The organism is Hydrogenophaga sedimenti (assembly GCF_051857515.1).
Lineage (GTDB): Bacteria > Pseudomonadota > Gammaproteobacteria > Burkholderiales > Burkholderiaceae_C > Hydrogenophaga.
The window spans coordinates 80,218-98,400 of sequence record NZ_JBPZHA010000005.1; the positions used below are offsets into that span (position 1 = coordinate 80,218).

Annotated in this window: 14 protein-coding genes; 2 read left to right on the forward strand and 12 right to left on the reverse strand. The window is 66.7% G+C overall.

Annotated elements, in window-relative coordinates; genetic code table 11:
- Positions 1-27 precede the first annotated feature (27 nt).
- From ACS5NL_RS09815 to ACS5NL_RS09835, 5 genes are all read right to left on the reverse strand, one after another.
- Positions 28-2,904 carry a 2-oxoglutarate dehydrogenase E1 component gene (locus ACS5NL_RS09815; RefSeq protein WP_439353555.1) on the reverse strand — a complete coding sequence of 959 codons (2,877 nt, stop codon included), beginning with the start codon at positions 2,902-2,904 and terminating at the stop codon, positions 28-30.
- Positions 2,905-3,147: 243 nt separating this feature from the next.
- Positions 3,148-3,522 carry an ArsR/SmtB family transcription factor gene (locus tag ACS5NL_RS09820; RefSeq protein ID WP_439353556.1) on the reverse strand — a complete coding sequence of 125 codons (375 nt, stop codon included), beginning with the start codon at positions 3,520-3,522 and terminating at the stop codon, positions 3,148-3,150.
- A gap of 88 nt (positions 3,523-3,610) precedes the next feature.
- Complete coding sequence (locus tag ACS5NL_RS09825; RefSeq protein ID WP_439353557.1) at positions 3,611-5,539, reverse strand: propionate--CoA ligase; 1,929 nt, start codon at positions 5,537-5,539, stop codon at positions 3,611-3,613.
- Between the two features lie 112 nt (positions 5,540-5,651).
- The gene (locus ACS5NL_RS09830) at positions 5,652-6,257 is read right to left on the reverse strand and encodes an isochorismatase family protein (protein WP_439353558.1); all 606 of its coding nucleotides are present in this window, start codon (positions 6,255-6,257) and stop codon (positions 5,652-5,654) included.
- A 95-nt stretch (positions 6,258-6,352) separates the two neighbouring features.
- Positions 6,353-7,144, reverse strand: coding sequence for a TetR/AcrR family transcriptional regulator (locus tag ACS5NL_RS09835; protein ID WP_439353559.1), 792 nt, complete (start codon positions 7,142-7,144; stop codon positions 6,353-6,355).
- Positions 7,145-7,397: 253 nt separating this feature from the next.
- On the opposite strand from ACS5NL_RS09835, the gene ACS5NL_RS09840 reads away from it, so the two are divergent.
- Together ACS5NL_RS09840 and ACS5NL_RS09845 are read left to right on the forward strand one after the other, a co-directional pair.
- Positions 7,398-7,961, forward strand: coding sequence for a C40 family peptidase (locus tag ACS5NL_RS09840; protein WP_439353560.1), 564 nt, complete (start codon positions 7,398-7,400; stop codon positions 7,959-7,961).
- A 440-nt stretch (positions 7,962-8,401) separates the two neighbouring features.
- Positions 8,402-9,805 carry a diguanylate cyclase domain-containing protein gene (locus ACS5NL_RS09845; protein ID WP_439353561.1) on the forward strand — a complete coding sequence of 468 codons (1,404 nt, stop codon included), beginning with the start codon at positions 8,402-8,404 and terminating at the stop codon, positions 9,803-9,805.
- 56 nt (positions 9,806-9,861) lie between these two features.
- Here the strand turns inward: ACS5NL_RS09845 and ACS5NL_RS09850 are convergent, their stop codons facing one another.
- The 7 genes from ACS5NL_RS09850 to ACS5NL_RS09880 all read right to left on the reverse strand — a co-directional run bounded on the left by ACS5NL_RS09850 (position 9,862) and on the right by ACS5NL_RS09880 (position 18,164).
- Positions 9,862-10,554 (reverse strand): acyltransferase, encoded by a 693-nt coding sequence (locus ACS5NL_RS09850; RefSeq protein ID WP_439353562.1) that lies wholly within the window; start codon positions 10,552-10,554, stop codon positions 9,862-9,864.
- 18 nt (positions 10,555-10,572) lie between these two features.
- Positions 10,573-12,759, reverse strand: coding sequence for a PAS domain S-box protein (locus tag ACS5NL_RS09855; protein ID WP_439353563.1), 2,187 nt, complete (start codon positions 12,757-12,759; stop codon positions 10,573-10,575).
- A gap of 158 nt (positions 12,760-12,917) precedes the next feature.
- Positions 12,918-14,336, reverse strand: a complete 1,419-nt coding sequence (locus ACS5NL_RS09860) for a glycosyltransferase family 2 protein (RefSeq protein WP_439353564.1) — start codon at positions 14,334-14,336, stop codon at positions 12,918-12,920.
- Entirely contained in the window at positions 14,336-14,878 is a 543-nt protein-coding gene (locus tag ACS5NL_RS09865; RefSeq protein WP_439353565.1) for a cupin domain-containing protein, read from the reverse strand. Before ACS5NL_RS09865 ends, ACS5NL_RS09860 begins: the two co-directional genes overlap by 1 nt.
- 118 nt (positions 14,879-14,996) lie before the next feature.
- On the reverse strand, positions 14,997-15,896 hold the full coding sequence (locus ACS5NL_RS09870; RefSeq protein ID WP_439353566.1) for a sulfotransferase family protein: 900 nt from the start codon (positions 15,894-15,896) through the stop codon (positions 14,997-14,999).
- Entirely contained in the window at positions 15,893-16,426 is a 534-nt protein-coding gene (cysC, locus tag ACS5NL_RS09875) for an adenylyl-sulfate kinase (RefSeq protein WP_439353567.1), read from the reverse strand. The genes ACS5NL_RS09870 and cysC overlap by 4 nt, the downstream gene beginning before the upstream one ends.
- Positions 16,419-18,164, reverse strand: a complete 1,746-nt coding sequence (locus tag ACS5NL_RS09880) for a glycoside hydrolase family 140 protein (protein ID WP_439353568.1) — start codon at positions 18,162-18,164, stop codon at positions 16,419-16,421. The genes cysC and ACS5NL_RS09880 overlap by 8 nt, the downstream gene beginning before the upstream one ends.
- Between the last annotated feature and the right edge of the window lie 19 nt (positions 18,165-18,183).

Genomic DNA, 18,183 nt, shown 5'->3' on the forward strand with positions numbered 1-18,183 from the left:
GCGTGGGGGCTCACGACGCCAGAACGTTTATTTCGAGAGGATGAAGCCCTTGAGCTTGCCGAAGGCGGCCTCGATGAGGGCCTTCTGCTGGTCCTGGTGCAGGTGGGCGTAACCCACGGCCGGCGAGGCCGAGGCCGCGCGACCGGCGTAACCCAGCTTCTGGCCGTCCAGCATGTTCTCGTGCACCTGGTGCTGCACGAAGAACCAGGCGCCCTGGTTCTGCGGCTCGTCCTGGCACCACACGATGTCGGTGGCGTTGGGGTACTTCTTGAGCTCGGTACCGAAGGCCTTGTGCGGGAACGGGTAGAGCTGTTCGACGCGCAGGATGGCCACGTCGTCGGAGCCCTTCTCTTCGCGCTTCTTGACCAGGTCGTAGTAGACCTTGCCCGAGCAGCAGATCACGCGCTTGACCTTGTCGGCCTTCTTGATCACGTCCTCGTTGTTCTCGGGGATCACGGTCTGGAAGCCACCCTTGGTGAACTCGGACAGCGGCGAGGTCGCATCCTTGTTGCGCAGCAGGGACTTGGGCGTGAAGATCACCAGCGGCTTGCGCAGGTTGCGCACCATCTGGCGACGCAGCACGTGGAAGATCTGGCTGGCCGTGGTCGGCTGCACGATCTGCATGTTGGTGTCGGCCGCCAGCTGCATGAAGCGCTCGACGCGGGCCGAGCTGTGCTCGGGGCCCTGGCCTTCGTAGCCGTGCGGCAGCATCAGCGTCAGGCCGTTGGCACGGCCCCACTTCACTTCGCCGGAGGCGATGAACTGGTCGATCACCACCTGGGCGCCGTTGGCGAAGTCGCCGAACTGGGCTTCCCAGATCACCAGGGTGTTCGGGTCGGAACCGGCATAGCCGTACTCGAAGCCCAGCACCGCCTCTTCGGACAGGATGGAGTCGATGACGACGAACGGTGCCTGGTTCTCGGCCACGTTCTGCAGCGGCACATAGGTGCCCACGTCCCACTTCTCGCGGTTCTGGTCGTGGATCACGGCATGGCGGTGCGTGAACGTGCCACGGCCGCAGTCTTCACCGGACAGGCGCACCGGGTAGCCGGATGCGACCAGCGAGGCAAACGCCATGTGCTCGCCCATGCCCCAGTCGACGTTGACGTCGCCACGGCCCATGGCCGCGCGGTCGTCGTACACCTTCTTGACCAGCTGGTGCGGGGTCACGCTGGCGGGAATGGTCGTGATCTTCTCGGCCAGGCGCTTCCACTCCGCCGTGGGGATGGCGGTGTCGGCGGCGTCGGTCCACTTCTTGCCCAGGAAGGGCGACCAGTCGACCGCGTACTTGCTCTTGAAGTTGGTCAGCACCGGGTCCACCGTGTGCTTGCCGGCGTCCATGGCGGCGCGGTAGGCCTTGACCATGTCGTCGCCCAGCGTCTCGCCCAGGCCCTGCGCCGACAGCTTGTCCGCGTACAGGCGACGCGTACCAGGGTGCTGCGCGATCTTCTTGTACATCAGCGGCTGGGTCAGGCTCGGGGTGTCCTGCTCGTTGTGGCCCAGCTTGCGGAAGCAGATGATGTCCACGACCACGTCCTTGCGGAAGGCCATGCGGTATTCCAGCGCGAGCTGGGTGGCCAGCACGACGGCTTCCGGATCGTCACCGTTGACGTGCAGCACCGGCGACTCGACGCCCTTGACGATGTCCGTGCAGTACAGCGTGGAACGCAGGTCGCGCGGGTCGGAGGTGGTGAAGCCGATCTGGTTGTTGATGATCAGGTGCACCGTGCCACCCGTGGAGTAGCCACGGGTCTGGGCCAGTGCCAGGGTTTCCTGGTTCACGCCCTGGCCGGCGAAGGCGGCGTCGCCGTGCACCAGCACCGGCAGCACCTGCTTGCCGTGCGGATCGCCGCGGCGGTCCATGCGGGCGCGCACCGAACCTTCGACCACCGGGTTCACGATTTCCAGGTGCGACGGGTTGAACGACAGCGAGAGGTGAACCGGGCCACCACTGGTGCTCACGTCGGAACTGAAGCCCTGGTGGTACTTCACGTCACCGGCGGGCAGCTCTTCGGGCGCGGTGTGGTCGAACTCGGCGAACAGGTCCTTGGGCATCTTGCCCAGGGTGTTGACCAGCACGTTCAGGCGACCGCGGTGGGCCATGCCGATCACGATTTCCTGCACGCCCTGCGCGCCGGCCTGCTGGATCAGCTCGTCCATGGCGGCGATGAAGCTCTCGCCACCTTCGAGCGAGAAACGCTTCTGGCCCACGTACTTGGTGTGGAGGAAACGCTCCAGGCCTTCGGACGCGGTCAGGCGATCGAGGATGTGCTTCTTCTTCTCGGCGTTGAAGGAAGGTTTGCTGCGGATGGATTCGAGCTTTTCCTGCCACCAGCGCTTCTGGTTCTGATCGGTGATGAACATGTACTCGGCACCCAGCGTGCCGCAATACGTTTCGCGCAGCGCATTCAGCAGCTCGCGCAGCGTCATCACTTCCTTGCCAAAGAAGGTGTTGCTGGTGTTGAAGACGGTTTCGTAATCGGCGTCGGAGAAGCCGTAGAAACCAGGATCCAGCTCGGGAATGTGGTCGCGCTCGGTGCGCTTGAGCGGATCGAGGTCGGCCCAGCGGGAACCGACGTTGCGGTAGGCGGCAATGAGCTGCTGAACCGCCACGCGCTTGCGGCCGAGTTCGGAGTCGGCGCCGGTGGGCTGGATGGCACGACCGGCACCCTGCTTGGCCAGTTCGGCAAAGGCGTTGATGACGGGCTGGTGGGCAACGTCGCGGGCGTCCGAGCCGTCGGCGGCTGGAACGTGCTGCAGGGCGTCAAAGTAGTCGCGCCAGTTGTCTGGCACGCTGCCCGGGTTCTCCAGGTATTTTTCGTACATCTCTTCGACGTATGGGGCGTTGCCCCCGAAGAGATACGAGTTGCTTTTGTAAGCAACGTAGACGTTCGTCTCGCTCATTGATCCGCTGACCCCCGTTTCCCTCAGGGAAACATAAGCTGGTTAAAACAACCTTCCGCGACACGGCTGGACCGATTGGCGGATGCGACAGTGACTGTGGAAGGACCTGACTGCAGCCTGCGATTGTGCCACTTTGCAGCACGGTGCTGCAATCAATATGGCCGTGAAAGGCCAATCTGTTCCGAATGTCGGCCCGGCCGTTGCTCCCCAGCGAAGCGACAGCCTGCTGTCAGCTTCGGGGCGTCAGTCGCCAGCGCGTGGGGACATCCGCTCGGCGTCGGGAACGGCATCCGGCGCGTCCAGCTCCATGGCGATCTGGGTGCAGACGGTGCGGCACAGCGCCACCACTTTCTCGTTCTGCACCCGGTAGATCACCTGGGTACCTTCCTTGCGCCGGGCCAGCACACCGGCGCGGTGCAACAGGTGCAGGTGCTGCGACAGGTTGGGCTGGGTGGTCTGGATTTCCTGCAACAACTGCGAGACCGACTTTTCCTTGTCGCACAGGGCGCCAAGGATGCGCAGGCGCATCGGCGTGGCCAGCACACCGAACAATTCGGCGGCCAGCTCGAACACACGGGCCTTTTCGATGGGGGCGTCGGAGCCGATCATCTGTTCCATGGTTGGCCGCCCCGTTGGGTTGCAGAACAAGGACGCATGTTAATGAAAAACGGCGCCATGAGGCGCCGTTTCCGTGGGACAGGGGTGATCAGGCCTGCAGGTCCCTGATCTGCTGCAGGGCCGCCGGATCGTCCATGGTCGTCAGGTCGCCCGGATCGCGCCCTTCGCACACCGCCTGGATCGCGCGGCGCAGCAGCTTGCCGCTGCGGGTCTTGGGCAGCACGTTGACGAACCGCACGCGCGAGGGACGCGCCACCGCACCCAGCTGCTCGTCCACCACCTTCATGACCTCGCCTTCGAGTTTGATCAGGGCGGCGTCGTCGCCCAGCAGGGCCGCATCCTTGAGCACCGCGAACGCCATCGCCACCTGGCCCTTGAGCTGGTCGGCCACGCCCACCACCGCCACTTCGGCGATCTTCGGGTGGCTGGAGATGCTCTCCTCGATCTCGCGGGTGCCCAGGCGGTGGCCGGCGACGTTGATCACGTCGTCGGTGCGGCCCAGGATGAAGAAGTAGCCTTCCGCGTCCTTCACGCCCCAGTCGAAGGTGCTGTACATCACGCGGTTGTGGATGCTGGACCAGTAGGTCTTGACGTAGCGCTCGTCGTCGCCCCAGATGGTCTGCAGGCAGCCCGGTGGCAGCGGGCCATCGACCGCGATCACGCCCTTCTTGTTCGGCTCGGTGATTTCCTCGGCCGTGGTTTCGTCGATCAGCTTGACGTCGTAGCCATACACCGCCTTGCCGGGCGAGCCGAACTTGCTCGGTGCCTGCTCGACGCCGTTGCAGATCGCCAGGATCGGCCAGCCGGTTTCGGTCTGCCAGTAGTTGTCGACGATGGGCTTGCCCAGTTCGTCCGAAATCCACTTGGCGGTCGGCTCGTCCAGCGGCTCACCCGCCAGGAACAGGGCCTTGAGCGACGACAGGTCGTACTTTTTGATGAAGGACGGGTCGTACTTCTTGAGCACGCGCACGGCCGTGGGCGCCGAGAACATGACCGACACCTTGTACTTCTCGACCAGGCTCCACCAGACGCCGGCGTCCGGGCGGATCGGCAGGCCCTCGTACATGATGGTCGCCATGCCACCGATCAGCGGGCCGTAGATGATGTAGCTGTGCCCCACCACCCAGCCGATGTCGCTGGTGGAAAAATAGGTTTCGCCCGGCTCGCCCATGTAGATGTGCTTCATGGAAGCGGCCAGCGCCACGGTGTAGCCGCCCGTGTCGCGCTGCACGCCCTTGGGCTTGCCGGTGGTGCCGCTGGTGTAGAGCGTGTAGCTGGGATGCGTGGCGTCGACCCATTCGCAGGGCACGACGGCGTCCATCACCTTGGCGCGCTCGATCGAATAGTCGACGTCGCGGCCATCCACCGCCCTGAACTCGGCCAGGCCGCGGTTGACCATCACCACCTTGGCCGGCTTGTGGCTGGACAGGCGAATGGCCTCGTCCAGCAGCGGCTTGTACTCGACCACCTTGCCGCCGCGCGAACCCGCGTCAGCGCTGACGATCGCCACCGGCGAGGCGTCTTCGATGCGGCTGGCCAGCGAGTGGCTGGCGAAGCCGCCGAACACCACCGAGTGGATGGCTCCGATGCGCACGCAGGCCAGCATGGCAAACGCCGCCTCGGGAATCATGGGCATGTAGATCAGGACGCGGTCGCCCTTCTTGACGCCCTGCGCCTTGAGGATGGCGGCCATGCGCTGCACCTCGGCGTGCAGTTCGCGGAAGCTGTAGGTCTTCTCGGTGTCGGTCTCGGTGGAGACGAAGATCAGCGCGTTCTGGTCCGGACGGGTCGCCAGATGGCGGTCGACGGCGTTGTGGCAGAGGTTGGTCAGGCCACCTTCGAACCAGCGTGCGAACGGCGGGTTGTCGTAGTTGCAGACGCGGTCAAACGGTTTGTGCCAGTCCACCAGCTGGGCCTGTTCCGCCCAGAAGGCGTCGCGGTCGTTGATCGAGCGCTGGTGAAAGGCGGCAAAGCCCTGCGGGTTGGCCATGAGAGTCTCCTGCGTGGTGGAAGCCATTGAAACGGTGATGCAGCAGCCACCGCAACCGCGGAGACCGCCAAACTGAATTCATAATTATGAATCTCAGACTTTCGGGAGTCTGACATGGCAGACCCCGCCGCTCAGGGATTTACTTGATCAGGGCCTGGATTTCGCGGAAAGCCGGGTGTTCGGCCGAGCGCATCCACTCGAACAGCACCATTTCCGTGGTCACCAGTTCGCAGCCCGCCCCCGCCAGCCGGTCGAACGCCGCATCGCGGTTGCGCTCGGTGCGCGAGGCGCAGGCGTCGGTCACAACCCAGACATCCATCTCCTCTTCCGCCAGTTCCAGTGCGGTCTGCAGCAGGCAGACATGGGCCTCGCAGCCCGCCAGCACGATGGCGCCACGCGCCGCTACCGGCGCCGCCGCCGGTTTCTGCAGGTGCTTGGGCAGGCTGCGGGCATTGCCGCCCGGGCCACGCGGCGCAGGGCGCAGGCAATCGATCAGGCCTTCGGGCACCGCACTGAAATGCATCTTGGCCAAGGTGCGCTGGCACAGGCCACGCAAGGCTGCATCGTTCTGGCCCAGCCGCTCCGGGTTCTGCTCGGTGCCCCAGACCGGGACTCCCAACAATTTGGCGCCTTGCGCCAGCCGCCGGGCGTTGGCCAGGACGGCCTCGCGTTCCGGCAGTGCGGCCATCAGGCGCTCCTGATAGTCGACCAGAACCAGTTGGGAGTCAGAGACTTCGAGCAACATGCAAACATTCCCGCAGAGGTCCGCGCGGGCTGCGCGGAGCAGGCCGTGATTGTGACAAACGCGGAGGCATCCCGGCCGGGCTTGCTGGCCCCGCCTCAGGCAGAGAACAGATCCGCCTGCCCCGTCTCGGTGCCGCTCTCCTGGTGGGAGGCCGCCAGCGCGACATCCAGCCAGCGCTGCAGGCTCTGCACAAAGCGGGTTTCCAGCACCGCACGGCCGCCCGGCCGGCGCGGCCCCTGCAGCACCAGCAGACCCAGGCCGTAGGCCAGGACTTCGTCGTGCAGCTGCTGGGCCGCGTCCGAGGAGAGACCGCTGGCGTGCAAGGGCTCCAGACAAGGCTGCAGCGCGTCGGCCAGTCGCGCCAGCAGCTCCGATGCCGACTCGGCCCCCTCCCCTGCGGCCTCCTGCAGACCATGCCCACCATGCAACACCAGTTGCAGACGCTGCGTGTCGGCCGCCAGGCAGGACCACCAGGCCAGCGAGCGCTCGACGAACAGGCTGCGGGCCAGGGCGACCTGGGCCAGCGGCGGCGCGCCTTCCTTGCGCGATTTCCCACCACGCTCGCCGCGCGGCGCCCGGACCTCCGCCACCAGATCGGCCAGCTCCTGGATCACGCGCTGCTGCAGCGCCGACAGGATGGCCTCGCGGCCAGGGAAATACGCATACAGCGCTCCGGCCGTGTAGCCCGCGCGCTGCGCCAGCTGGCGCATGTTGAATCCCGGCGCACCAGATTCCTGCCACAGCGCCCAGGCCGTATCGAGCAGTTGCTGACGCCGCTCATCACCAAACCGCTGCTGCCGAAGCCGGCGGTCCTGGGCCCGCTGCTGCTGCTGCCGCAGCTGCTCGGGATTCGGCACAGGGGTGATGGCATCGAACTTGACAGACATGGCGATGGACTGAATTGGCGATCGTCAAATTATATGAACAATGTTCAAAAATTCAAACAATCCATAAAACACAGAACAATCATCAAAACAGCCTTTTCTGTTTTTTGCTTACCCGATTTGAACGTCTTTCAAAAATTCAAATGAAGTTCAGCCTCATCTTCAACACACAAGAGACAAATATTCAACAGAATCAACATTCTGCAATCCAAACTTCGCTTGACTTGGCATTTTTGGGGGGATAAGCTGCACGCCCATGCGATCCCTCCTTGTCTCCGTCCTGCTCCTGGGCAGCGCGCTCGCGCACGCCACCCCCACCGACGGGACCGACGACGAGATGACGCGGGTGCTGGAAGAGCGCGGCGTCATTGCCCGGCTGGGCTCCCAGATCAAGCAGGCCCGCAACGACGTCAGCATGAAAGCGTCTGACCTGGTGGTGAGCGCGATGGGCTTCCTCGGTGTGCCCTACCGCTATGGCGGCAGCAGTGTCGAGACCGGATTCGACTGCAGCGGACTGGTCCGTGCCGTGTTCGAACAGTCGGTCGGCAAGATCCTGCCCCGCCGGGCTGATCAGCAGGCCGCGGCCACCGAAGTCATTGATCGCAGCGATCTCAAGCCCGGCGATCTGGTTTTCTTCGACACCATGCGCCGAGCCTTCAGCCACGTGGGCATCTACGTGGGCGAAGGCAAGTTCATCCACGCCCCCCGCTCCGGTGGCGCGGTGCGCGTCGAAGACATGCGCCAGGCCTACTGGCAGACGCGCTTCAACGGAGCCAGGCGCGTCCCACTCGCGACCGAAAGCACCAGCGCCAGCCGCTGAGTCGCGATTTCCGGGGTGCCGCGTCCGACCCTTGACGGGTCCGGACCTCGCCAGGACACCCCTCCAACAACGTCACGGCTTTGTCGCCAAGCAGCAACATCGCATTCATTTTTGCCAGCCGTCAGACAAGAATGGTTCTTGTCTGCATTGGTCTGCCGAACGCCGCTTCTTCCGGAACAGGTCCGCCTCCCGGTGACAGGCACTTTGATTTACCCAGCCCGTGGCGCTTCAGGTTTGCAGTGGTCGCAGGTTGAAGTTGCGACCGATTCCTGTTCTCGAAAAGGTGATTTGTGTCCGATATTTCCTATGTCCCTTGTCAAGCCTTAGCCGACCTCGCCGAATGACTTGTTCCGGCGTGTGCACTCCTGTGTACAGTCGCGCTCCGCCCAAGGCATCGACGCTTTTGCAGCGTTTGAGTCTGAACCGGCGCGAACGAGGACATGACCATCAAACCCACTCCGTCCATTGACGCTTCGGACGCCATGGCCACCGAAGCGGTCCGGGCCTGGCAGGACCTGCTGGCGGTGACCCCGACCAATGTGCGCCATGCCGTGGCCGATGTGGTCCGGGACGGCGCCGAAACGCTGACAGAAGAGTTCTACGACCGGATGATGCGCAGCGAGCGGGCCACCCCGTTCCTGGATCAGGAGCGGGTCCAGAAGCGCCTGCGGGCTTCGCTGCAGCGCTGGATGACCGAGTTGTTCGAGGTCGAGGCGGATCTGGAGCAGTCCATCCGGCGCCAGATCGAGGTGGGCGAGGTGCACGCCCGCATCCGGCTGCCCATCGACCTGATTCCCGCCGGCATCCGCATCCTCAAACGCGGCATCCGCCGGCGCATCGATTTCGCGCCGCTGGACCCGTCCGACCGGCTGCTGGCCCTCGTCTATGTGTCCGACCTGCTGCACCTGGCCGACGGGCTGATGAACCAGGCCTATTTCCACGACGCGCAGGACGTGGTGCGCAACGACGAGGCCTACCGGCTCGTCACGCAGAAACGCAGTGCCTCGCTCGAACGGGCAAGGCAGCGCGCCGCGCTGTCGGAATGGGCCGAAGAGCTGCTGCTGTCGGTCTGGGCGGCCAGCCCGCCCCGTGCCTTTGCCCGCCTGCGCGATTCGGAGTTCGGCATCTGGCTGCACCACAAAGGCACGATCCTGTTCGACGGCTCGGAAGACTTCCACTCCCTGCTCGAATCGATCGACACCATGGACAACGCCCTGCTGCCGCGCCTGATCGATGCCGCACAGGACCGCCAGCGCACCGACGCGGCCATCGTCGCGATCAAGCAGTTGCTGGACCTGATCCGATTCAAGCTCAACGAACTGTTCGACCGCGCCGGCAGCCAGGACGACGGGCTGGACATCGAAACCCGCCTGCCCGACCGGCGCTACCTGCCCGCCATCCTGGCCAATGTCATGCGCACGCACCACGACAGCGGGCGTCCGTGCTGCCTGCTGCTGGTCGAGGTCCAGCTGCCCGCCTTCAAGGGACTGACGGCGTCGGGCACGCGCAGCCGCCTGCTGCAGGTCGCGGCCACCACGCTGATCGACTGCTCGCGGACCAGCGACCACCTGTTCCGCTTCGATGAACAGCGTTTTCTGATGATCGCCGTGGAATGCGACCGCTCGAAGGCCACCCAGCTGGCCAACGGGATCGCCGAGGAGCTGCGCAACGTCTTGCAGGCCGGCAACATCCAGGGCAGCTGGACGCCGGTGCAGACCGCGATCGCCGTCGGCATCGCCGAGTACGACCGCCACCCCGACTACCAGTACCTGATCCAGCGCGCCGAATCGGCCCTGGCCGAGGCCACCAGCGGCAACAGCCGGGCCCGGATCGCCTTCGCCTGAACGCGCGCTGCCCGTTTCAACAGCACCAGAGCCGGAACGGTTCGGCTGAACGCGGATCAGGGACTGGCGGCGACCCCGGAGCGTTCGGACGGATCGAAGGTCCGGACCAGGGTTGCCGGGTTGCCGCTGACCACCACGCCCGCCGGAACGCTTGAACGCACCACCGACCCGGCCCCCACCACACTGTCGTCGCCGATGCTCACACCCTTGAGCACCAGGCAACCGTAACCGACCCAGACGTTGGCACCGATGTGCACCGGCGACGTGATGCCCGGCAGGCCCGGTGAGCGCCGGATGTTGGGTGCGAGATTGTGGAAATCGGTGTCGGTGACCAGCCCCGCGCCGACCAGCGACATGCGGCCGATCGAGACCGACTGCATGCAGTTGATCTTGGTCGCGTTGAGCACGGCCCCCTCCTCCACCGCGACGCGCCCCTTGCCGTAGACGCGGACCCCCATGATGAGGTTGACGTTCGGCGCCAGATCCACCGTGGCCGCACCCCAGACTTCCAGCGTCTCGGTGATCTGCACCCCGGCGCCGATGCTCAGCCGGCAGGCCTTGTGCATCGACACCCGCCCCAGGATCTTCGCGGAGGGATGGATGCTGATCCGCTCACCGTACCGGCGCAGCAGCCACCACCGGTACCAGCGGCAGCGCTCTCGGCGCCAGCCGCCGACAAGCCGGGCACCGAGCGTGTCGAAAAAACGGGCGGGGGCTTCCGGGCCGGTGCGGGCAGCAGACTGGTTCATGGTCGGTTGGGGTGCACATCACCCGGACGGCAGGGGGCCGTGGTCGCCCGGGAGCAGCGGCAAGGCGATGCAGAAGCTCGCGCCCTGGCCAAGGGTCCCGTGTGCGGCGATTTCGCCCCCATGGCGGTGCACGATGCGTTGCACGGTGGCCAGCCCGATGCCGATGCCGGGAAACTCGTCCTGCCGGTGCAGGCGCTGGAACGGTTTGAACAGGCGCCCGGCGTGGCCCATGTCGAAGCCGGCGCCGTTGTCGGACACACAGATGCCCCGCAGGCCGCTGACTTCGCCCGCGTGCACGCGGATCGTGGGCGCGGCGGTGGCGCCGGTGTATTTCCAGGCGTTGTCGATCAGGTTGTCCAGCGCACTGGCGAGCATGCGCTCGTCGCCCTGCACCACCAGCCCGTCCTCGACCTCGACCGCCACCGACCGCCCAGGCTCGGCCTCGGCCAACTCGCTCAGCCGACGGCGCGCCATCGCCGACAGGTCGACCCGGTCCTGCCGCAGCTCGCCGCGGGTGCTGCGCGACAGGAACAGCAAGCCGTCGATCAGGTCGCTCATCTTGTGGACCGCCAGGCCGATCTGGTCGAGATAGACCTTGGCCTGGCCCTGCAGGGAGGCACCATGGTCCTCCAGCAGCGCCTGGGAATAGCCACTCATCGCGCGCAGCGGCGCCCGCAGGTCGTGGGAGACCGCGTAGGAAAACGTCTCCAGCTCCTGGTTCGCCGCGGTCAGCTCGGCCGTGCGTTCGGCGACGCGCGCCTCGAGGGTTGCGTTGACTTCGCGCAGGGCGGCCTCGGCCGCCTTGATCGCGTCGATGTCGGTGTGGGTTCCCAGCATGCGCAACGGCTTGCCGTCGGCGGACCACTCCTGCAGCTTGCCCATGGACAGGATCCACTTCCAGCCGCCCTCGCGGGTGCGCAGCCGGAACTCGACCCGGTAGTCGGGCAGACGCCCGTCCAGATAGGCGTCCAGGGTCTTGAGCACCTCGTCGCGGTCGTCCGGATGCAGGCGGGCGCGCCAGCCGGCATAGGTTTCCTGGAAGGTCTGCGGATCGTGGCCGAGCATGGACGCGTATTCCGGGCTGACCATCACCGCGCCAGTTTCCAGATTCAGGTCGTACATGCCCTGCTTGGCGGCCACCAGCGCCAGCCGCAGCCGCTCTTCGCTGTCGTGCAGGGCCTGCTCGGTCCGCCGGCGGCCGGTGATGTCCAGAAAGGTCACCGCACACTGGTTGGGTCCGGCGCGGAAGGCCGACACCGAGTAATAGACGCCCAGCCGCTCCGATCCCATCTCGAACAGCTGCGGCGTTCCGGTCAGGGCCACCCGGCCGTAGGTGCCGATCCAGTCGGCGGCGTCTTTCTCGATCCCGGGCAGCACCTGGGTCAGGCGCTGCCCGATGGCATCGCCCAGCGCCAGACCGGTGGTGGTCGCGAAGCCCTGGTTGGCCGCCAGGACCACCAGGTCCACCGGTTCGCCGCGGTCCCCCTGCACCAGTTCGAACAGCACGAAGCCGGTGTTCATGTTCTCGAACAGCGACCGGTAGCGCGCCTCGGATTCGACCAGCCGGTCCTCGGCCGCCTTGCGCTCGGAGATGTCGCGCGAGATGCCGAAGGTGCCGAAGGTTTGCCCCTGCGTGTCGCGCAGCGGCCCTTTGGTGGCCAGGAACACCCGCTCGCCTTCGGCGGTATCCAGCCGTTCCTCGTTGGTTTCCACCCGTCCGGACGCGAAGACGCGGCGGTCGATGGACTGGATCAGAGCGGCCTGCCCGGCCGGAAAGACGGCATGGTCGTCGCGCCCCAGCAGATCGTCGGCGGGTTTGCCCATGTAGCGGGCCGCCACGTTGTTGACCAGCAGGTAGCGGCCCTGGTCGTCCTTGGCAAAGATCGCGTCGCTGGAGCTCTTGGCGATCGCGGCCAGGAGCTGGGTCGCCCGCTGCCTTTCGTCGGCCTCGGCCCTCTCGCGGCGGTAGGAAGCGTTCAGCTGGGCCACCAGCCGGCGCACCAGCACATACAGCAGCAGGGTCGTGACCGCGACGAAGGCCCAGCCTTTGACCATGCTGGCCTTCACCAGCGTCTCGGGGTCGCTGAACAGGAAACCCATCGCCCGGTCGGACAGCAGAATCCACAGCCCCGCGAACACGGCGTACACCAGCGCCACGCGGAGTGCGCCTTGCGAAGGTCTGGTTGGCGGGAGGTTGGAGTTCACGGAAGCGGAATTGCCTGGAGGCCGGGGCAACTGCCCCCCGGGAGGATAGGCCCCGACCCGATCTCCCGAAACCAACTGGTTCAAGGACACCGCAAGAAGTGCGGGCATCGTTGGAATGCCGCCACACCCTGCACCATCGCGATGCGCTGCGGCGGCGGTCAGGGTGCGAGAACCGTGATCGCCTCCAGCCCGTAGGCGAGCACGCGGTCATCGCCGCCCGCCCCCAGGCTCGCGGGGGAACGGGCGTCCGGTGAGCACAGCTCAAGCGTGAGCAGGCGTCCACGGATGCCCGATCGCGGAACGCGCACGGTGATCGTGCGGTCGTCCGCGCGCTCGCGTGTGCTCCTCAGCGTCTGGCCAGCCGCGCGAATCTCGAGTGCACGGCCCTGCTCGCCGGGGCCGACGTACGGCCGCCCCTCGAGCACCACGACGACACCGTCCACCGGAGGCTCCTCCAGCCGCAACAGGATCCGCGACCGATCGCCCGAACACCAGGTTCCCCAGGGCTCGGGCGCGTGCCAGCCGGCGGCCAGCACACCGACGTGGACGCTGCGCGTGCACATCGGCAGCCGGATGCCGAACGGCACGGGCGCGGTCCGGCGTGCCTCCCGGGCGCGCAACCGTTCGACGGGCGTACCTCCGTCGTCCAGAGGAGCCAGCCCGCGAAGCCGCCGGAGCTGATCGATGAAGGTGCCGCGCCGCTCGCGCCGGCGCACCAGGTAGTCGAGCGCGAACGGATCGATGCCGATGGCGCCGAGCCTGGCAAGGATCGCGTGCCACGCGCGCCGCCCCGGACCGAAGGTCACGGTGTCGTTCCAGGCCCGGGCGAGCAGCTCGGCACGCAGGCCGGCGTCGCCCAGCCGCTCCAGAAAAAAGGCCTGCTCGTCCGCGCGGCCATCGGCGTACGAGCCCGGGCGGTCGCCCGACGCAACCGTGATCACCCCAAGGTGCGGCACGTTGCGGAGCACATGGCCCGCGCGGTGTGCCCGGTAGAGGAAGTCCTGCGTCGGAGGCGCGATGCAGTCGCGCGCGGCGCGGAAACCACGCATCGCGTCGAACAGGCTGCGCCGCAGCGTCCAGGTGGAGCACGGTGCGCACATCCGCTCCGGTCCGAGCGGCACGTAGACGCCGGTCCCGGTGAGCGCGTCGACATAGACACGGACATGTTCGAAGTCGCCACGGAAGCCGGGGTCGGGCGTGATGTTCGCGTTCGACGTGAAGACCAGATCCGCCGCCGTCGCGTGCAGCCATGCGACGCTCGCTTCGAGGTGGTCGGGAAACCACAGGTCGTCGTGGTTCAGGAAAGCAATCAGCGGCGCCCGCGCGTGGGCCACCCCCAGGTTGTTCGGTCCGGCCTGTTCGCCGAACGCCGTGACCATGCGCACGTAGCGGATCCGCGGGTCGCCCACCGCGGCGACGACCGCCTCGGTGTCGTCGGTGCATGCATCGCCGACGACGATGAGCTCCCAGTCCGTGAACGTCTGCCGGCGCACCGTCTCGATCGCGATGGCGAGCGCACGGCTCCTGTCGTGCGTCGCGGTCACGATCGAGACCGCGGGCGTGGGACGCGGCGCCATCAGACGATGCGGTACGGGATGTCCGGCGTGTCGGCCGGGAGCCGGTAGTGGTCGGGATCGCCGTAGCAGTAGGCGATGTCGACCGCATTGATGAGCAGCGCGGGCTCGTCGCCCTGGTTGCGGACACCGTGCCAGACCCCCGGGGGAACGACGACGAGGGCGGGCCGCTCGCGCCCGATGCGCAGCGCCTGCACCACCCCGCGCGTGGCCGAGCCCGGCCGCGCGTCATAGAGCACCACGAGCACCCGGCCCCACGCGCAGAAGAGGCGGTCCGTCGTCACGCGGTGTGCGTGCCACGCGCTCACGGCGCCGGGCGCCATCATGCGCTGGAACACCTGATCGACCGGGAGATCGTCGAGCGCCCAGTCCCTGCGCCAGATCTCGGTCAGGACACCGTTGTCGGCCAGCACATTCGTGATCTGCCTGGTCCGGACACCGTCGATGGACACGCTGCTGGCCGCGGTCCAGTCGGAACGGACCAGCTCCGGGTCCTTCTTGCCCACGAGCCCGAGCACGGGATCGATCTCAGGTGGGTACGTCATGGCTGCTGCTTCTTGGAGGTTCAGGTGGGATGCGCAACAGGTAACGAAACGCAACCAGGCGAAGCAAGTATGGCACGCGCCTTAAGAAAAGACATCCTTGGCGGTCGGCGCCGACAGTTCATCCGGGGTGGTCGTGCAGCGCGTAGCCGAGCTTATGCAGAAGCCCCCCCGCCACGCGCTCGAAGCGCAGCAGTTCGTCGGCGTCAAATTCCTGGCGCCAGGAGCCGATGCGCCCGGTACCGGGCCGTTCCATCGTCCGGTGCTGCTGGTGCAGGCGCTGTTCGCGGCTCACCACCACGCGGCCGTCGAGGGCAATGCGTGCACGGTGTTCTTCGAGCCTCTGAGAAGCACGTTCCTGATGATTCAGGACCTGATCGGACCAGGGCAGATCAAGGTAAGTGCACAGCCGACGCATGACCTGTTCGGGCTGCGCCACCAGCTCCTCATAGAAAACCTCGGTGTAGTGGACGCCCTGGGCACCCGCGTTGCGGGCGGCCTGAACACGTTCGATCCAGCCCTGCGCCAGCACCTCGGGTTCGCGCCCCGGAGAAAACCACTGCTGGCGCCAGGACGCCGCCACGTCGCGGCCGTCCCGGATGATGTGGATGAAATGGGCTTCCGGCAGCAGCTTGGCGAAGGTTCCGACGTGCCGCGAGTAGTCCGGGGTCTTCTCGCCCCAGCGCGGCTTGCCGAAGCGCTGCGCATAGAGCCGGTAGAAGGCGCGCAGGCCGTCGGCCAAGGTGAACGGTTCGATCGGGCGCAAGGCTTCGGCAAACGCCTCGCGCGCCAGGCCGAAGTCGTGCCAGTTGGGGGCGTCGGGCGGAAAGGCCGTGACCAGTTCGAAAAAGCGCGTGCGCAGCGCGTCGCCCGTTCCTTCGAGGGCAGCGACGTAGGCAAAGAAGCCCGTCTCGGGCGGGATCGCCAGATCGGGATGGGCATCGAGCATCAGCCGCAGCAGCGTGGTGCCCGAGCGCGGCGCACCGACGATGACGGGCATGGGGGCGTACCCGGAGTTCATGGCAGGGGGTCCTCCAACAGGGCGAGCAGGGTTTGCACAGCGGGCTCCAGCCCGGCGCGCATGGGTTCGATCGTCAGGCGCGGTGCCTCGGGCGCTTCGTAGGCGGCGCCCACCCCTGTGAATTGCGCCAGCTCGCCCCGGCGGGCGCGGCCGTAAAGGCCCTTGACGTCCGCGGCCTCGCACACCGCCAGCGGCGTGCTGACATGGATCTCCCGGAAGCGCTGTGCCCCGATGATGGCGCGCGCCGCGGCCCGGTCGGCCCGCAGCGGCGAAATCAGGGCCGCGACGACGACCAGGCCGGCATCGTTCATCAGCCGCGCGACTTCGGCGGTGCGGCGGATGTTTTCCGCCCGGTCGCGCGGATCGAAGCCCAGATCGCGGTTGAGACCGCTGCGCAGTGCATCGCCGTCGAGCACCACGCAGCGGCGCCCGACCTGGTTCAGGCGTTCGGCCACCGCGTGCGCGAGCGTGGTTTTCCCCGCGCCGCTCAGACCGGTCAGCCACAGGGTGTGGCTCGGAAGCTCAGACATGTCCACTCCGTTCGCGCGCCGACGGCGATCCGGCGGGCTGCAACAACAAGAGCCAGTCGTTGTCACCGGCGGCGTTCTTGCGATGGGGTTGAATGTGCATCTGGCGACCTCGACAACAGAACTGCACGAGGTGTTCCTCAAAACTGACGGGGTCGATCCAGGTCGCTTTCACCGGTCCCCGGAACGGGGTCAGATCCACCCGGAACGGCTGGTCGGACGCCGTGTAGGCGATGGCGACCGACTTTTCCCGCGCAATGCCCAGGGCCACGGGAGCATGAGGGGCCGGCCGCCATCCCAGTCGGTGCGCCAGCCGCCGAAGACGCGGACGATGCCGCAGAAACTTCTCCAGACGGCCTTCCGGCACCGCCAGCGGCTCGAATTCGTGCCACGGCAGCGTGCGCAGGAACTGCTTGGCCAGGCCCAGCTGCCTCGCGCCTGGAAGCTGCATGGCCTGCTCCCAGGGCATGTTGCCCCAGCACGATCCCGTGGGCGATGCGCCGAACGGCTGCTGGACCGTGTTGACCTGCCAGATGCCATTGGCCCCGTAGGTGTGCCCGGCCAGGCCGCTGTGGAGCGCGTGCGCCCAGAACGCCTCGCGGGCGTCCCGGGCGGTGACAAGGGGCTGGATCTCCAGCCCCTCGTAGCGCGCTTCCCCGCTGATCACCGGCATGGCCGGCTGCGCGCGCCAGCCTTGCCAGGCCCGCATCGCGTGGTGTGCCGTGGGCGCCCCGTGACCGGTCTGCTGCATGTCGAAGTCGAGCAGATTGGCATCCGTCACCGATTCGCGGGCGCTTTCAAACGGATGGGTGGTGATCGGGCGTCCGAACCCGTTGATGCTGCGCATGTCGGCGATCACACGGGTCCAGTCCGATCTCAGCAGGGTCCTGGAAACCGCCTTCTGGTCATCGCTCTCGAGATACCACGGCATGGTCTGCTCGCCGGCCGCGGCCCAGACCACGGGCAGCGCACCCCAGCGCGCGATCAGGTAGCGCCAGTGGCGCTGCATGTTTTCGAGCCCGATCATGGGCAGGTAATAGCCCCAGGCCCCTAGGATGCACGGGGTCAGCCCCTGCTCGACCAGATGGAAGATGCGCTGGTCGGCTTCGTCAAAAAACCGGGGATTGATCCGGCTCAGGTCGGTCTCCCAGCAGAAACCGCTGCTGCTTCGCCCCCGCTCGTCGAACAGCGGCATGTCCGGGTACAGACCCGCCACCAGCTGGATCACGTTGAAACCGATCTCCTTGCGGTTGTGTGCCAGCGCCTGGAAGTCCTGCGGCCAGGACAGGCGCCCGCACAGGCCCATCCACCAGGTGTCGCCCAGCCAGAAGAACGGCGTTCCGTCCGCGTGGCAGAAATGGCGCCGGTCGTCCGCGACCCGGATGCCGCCGTGCCGGTAGAGCGGGTTGTCGCCGAGGTACGGCTCGATCTCGACTTCGCCAGCCTGACCATGCAGGGACGGGTTGCCTTCGTCGCTGCATTGGCTCCTGAATGCATGAACACCCGTTTCCGGCGAGGCGTACCGGACACACCAGGTGTCTTCCCCCGCCCAGAACGCTGGAGCCACCACGGTCTTCCCGCTGGGGGCCGTGAAGACCACGTCCAGCACAAGCTCTCTGAAAGGCTCCGCATAGGCGGTGGTCGACGGAAAGCGGAGCTCGATCGCCTGGTGCTGGTGCGCCTTGTACGGGGTGGTGCTCAAATCTGTCGGGGCTCGGGTTGAAGAAACAGGTCGCTCCACTCTACCCGGGAGCCAGCGG

What these genes read in the sequence shown, in the direction of transcription:
- ACS5NL_RS09865 (WP_439353565.1), bottom strand. Translation starts at nt 14,878, where the DNA reads ATGACGTACCCACCTGAGATCGATCCCGTGCTCGGGCTCGTGGGCAAG.
- ACS5NL_RS09840 (WP_439353560.1), top strand. Translation starts at nt 7,398, where the DNA reads ATGCGATCCCTCCTTGTCTCCGTCCTGCTCCTGGGCAGCGCGCTCGCG.
- cysC (WP_439353567.1), bottom strand. Translation starts at nt 16,426, where the DNA reads ATGTCTGAGCTTCCGAGCCACACCCTGTGGCTGACCGGTCTGAGCGGC.
- ACS5NL_RS09850 (WP_439353562.1), bottom strand. Translation starts at nt 10,554, where the DNA reads ATGAACCAGTCTGCTGCCCGCACCGGCCCGGAAGCCCCCGCCCGTTTT.
- ACS5NL_RS09835 (WP_439353559.1), bottom strand. Translation starts at nt 7,144, where the DNA reads ATGTCTGTCAAGTTCGATGCCATCACCCCTGTGCCGAATCCCGAGCAG.
- ACS5NL_RS09820 (WP_439353556.1), bottom strand. Translation starts at nt 3,522, where the DNA reads ATGGAACAGATGATCGGCTCCGACGCCCCCATCGAAAAGGCCCGTGTG.
- ACS5NL_RS09830 (WP_439353558.1), bottom strand. Translation starts at nt 6,257, where the DNA reads ATGTTGCTCGAAGTCTCTGACTCCCAACTGGTTCTGGTCGACTATCAG.
- ACS5NL_RS09860 (WP_439353564.1), bottom strand. Translation starts at nt 14,336, where the DNA reads ATGGCGCCGCGTCCCACGCCCGCGGTCTCGATCGTGACCGCGACGCAC.
- ACS5NL_RS09825 (WP_439353557.1), bottom strand. Translation starts at nt 5,539, where the DNA reads ATGGCTTCCACCACGCAGGAGACTCTCATGGCCAACCCGCAGGGCTTT.
- ACS5NL_RS09815 (WP_439353555.1), bottom strand. Translation starts at nt 2,904, where the DNA reads ATGAGCGAGACGAACGTCTACGTTGCTTACAAAAGCAACTCGTATCTC.
- ACS5NL_RS09845 (WP_439353561.1), top strand. Translation starts at nt 8,402, where the DNA reads ATGACCATCAAACCCACTCCGTCCATTGACGCTTCGGACGCCATGGCC.
- ACS5NL_RS09870 (WP_439353566.1), bottom strand. Translation starts at nt 15,896, where the DNA reads ATGAACTCCGGGTACGCCCCCATGCCCGTCATCGTCGGTGCGCCGCGC.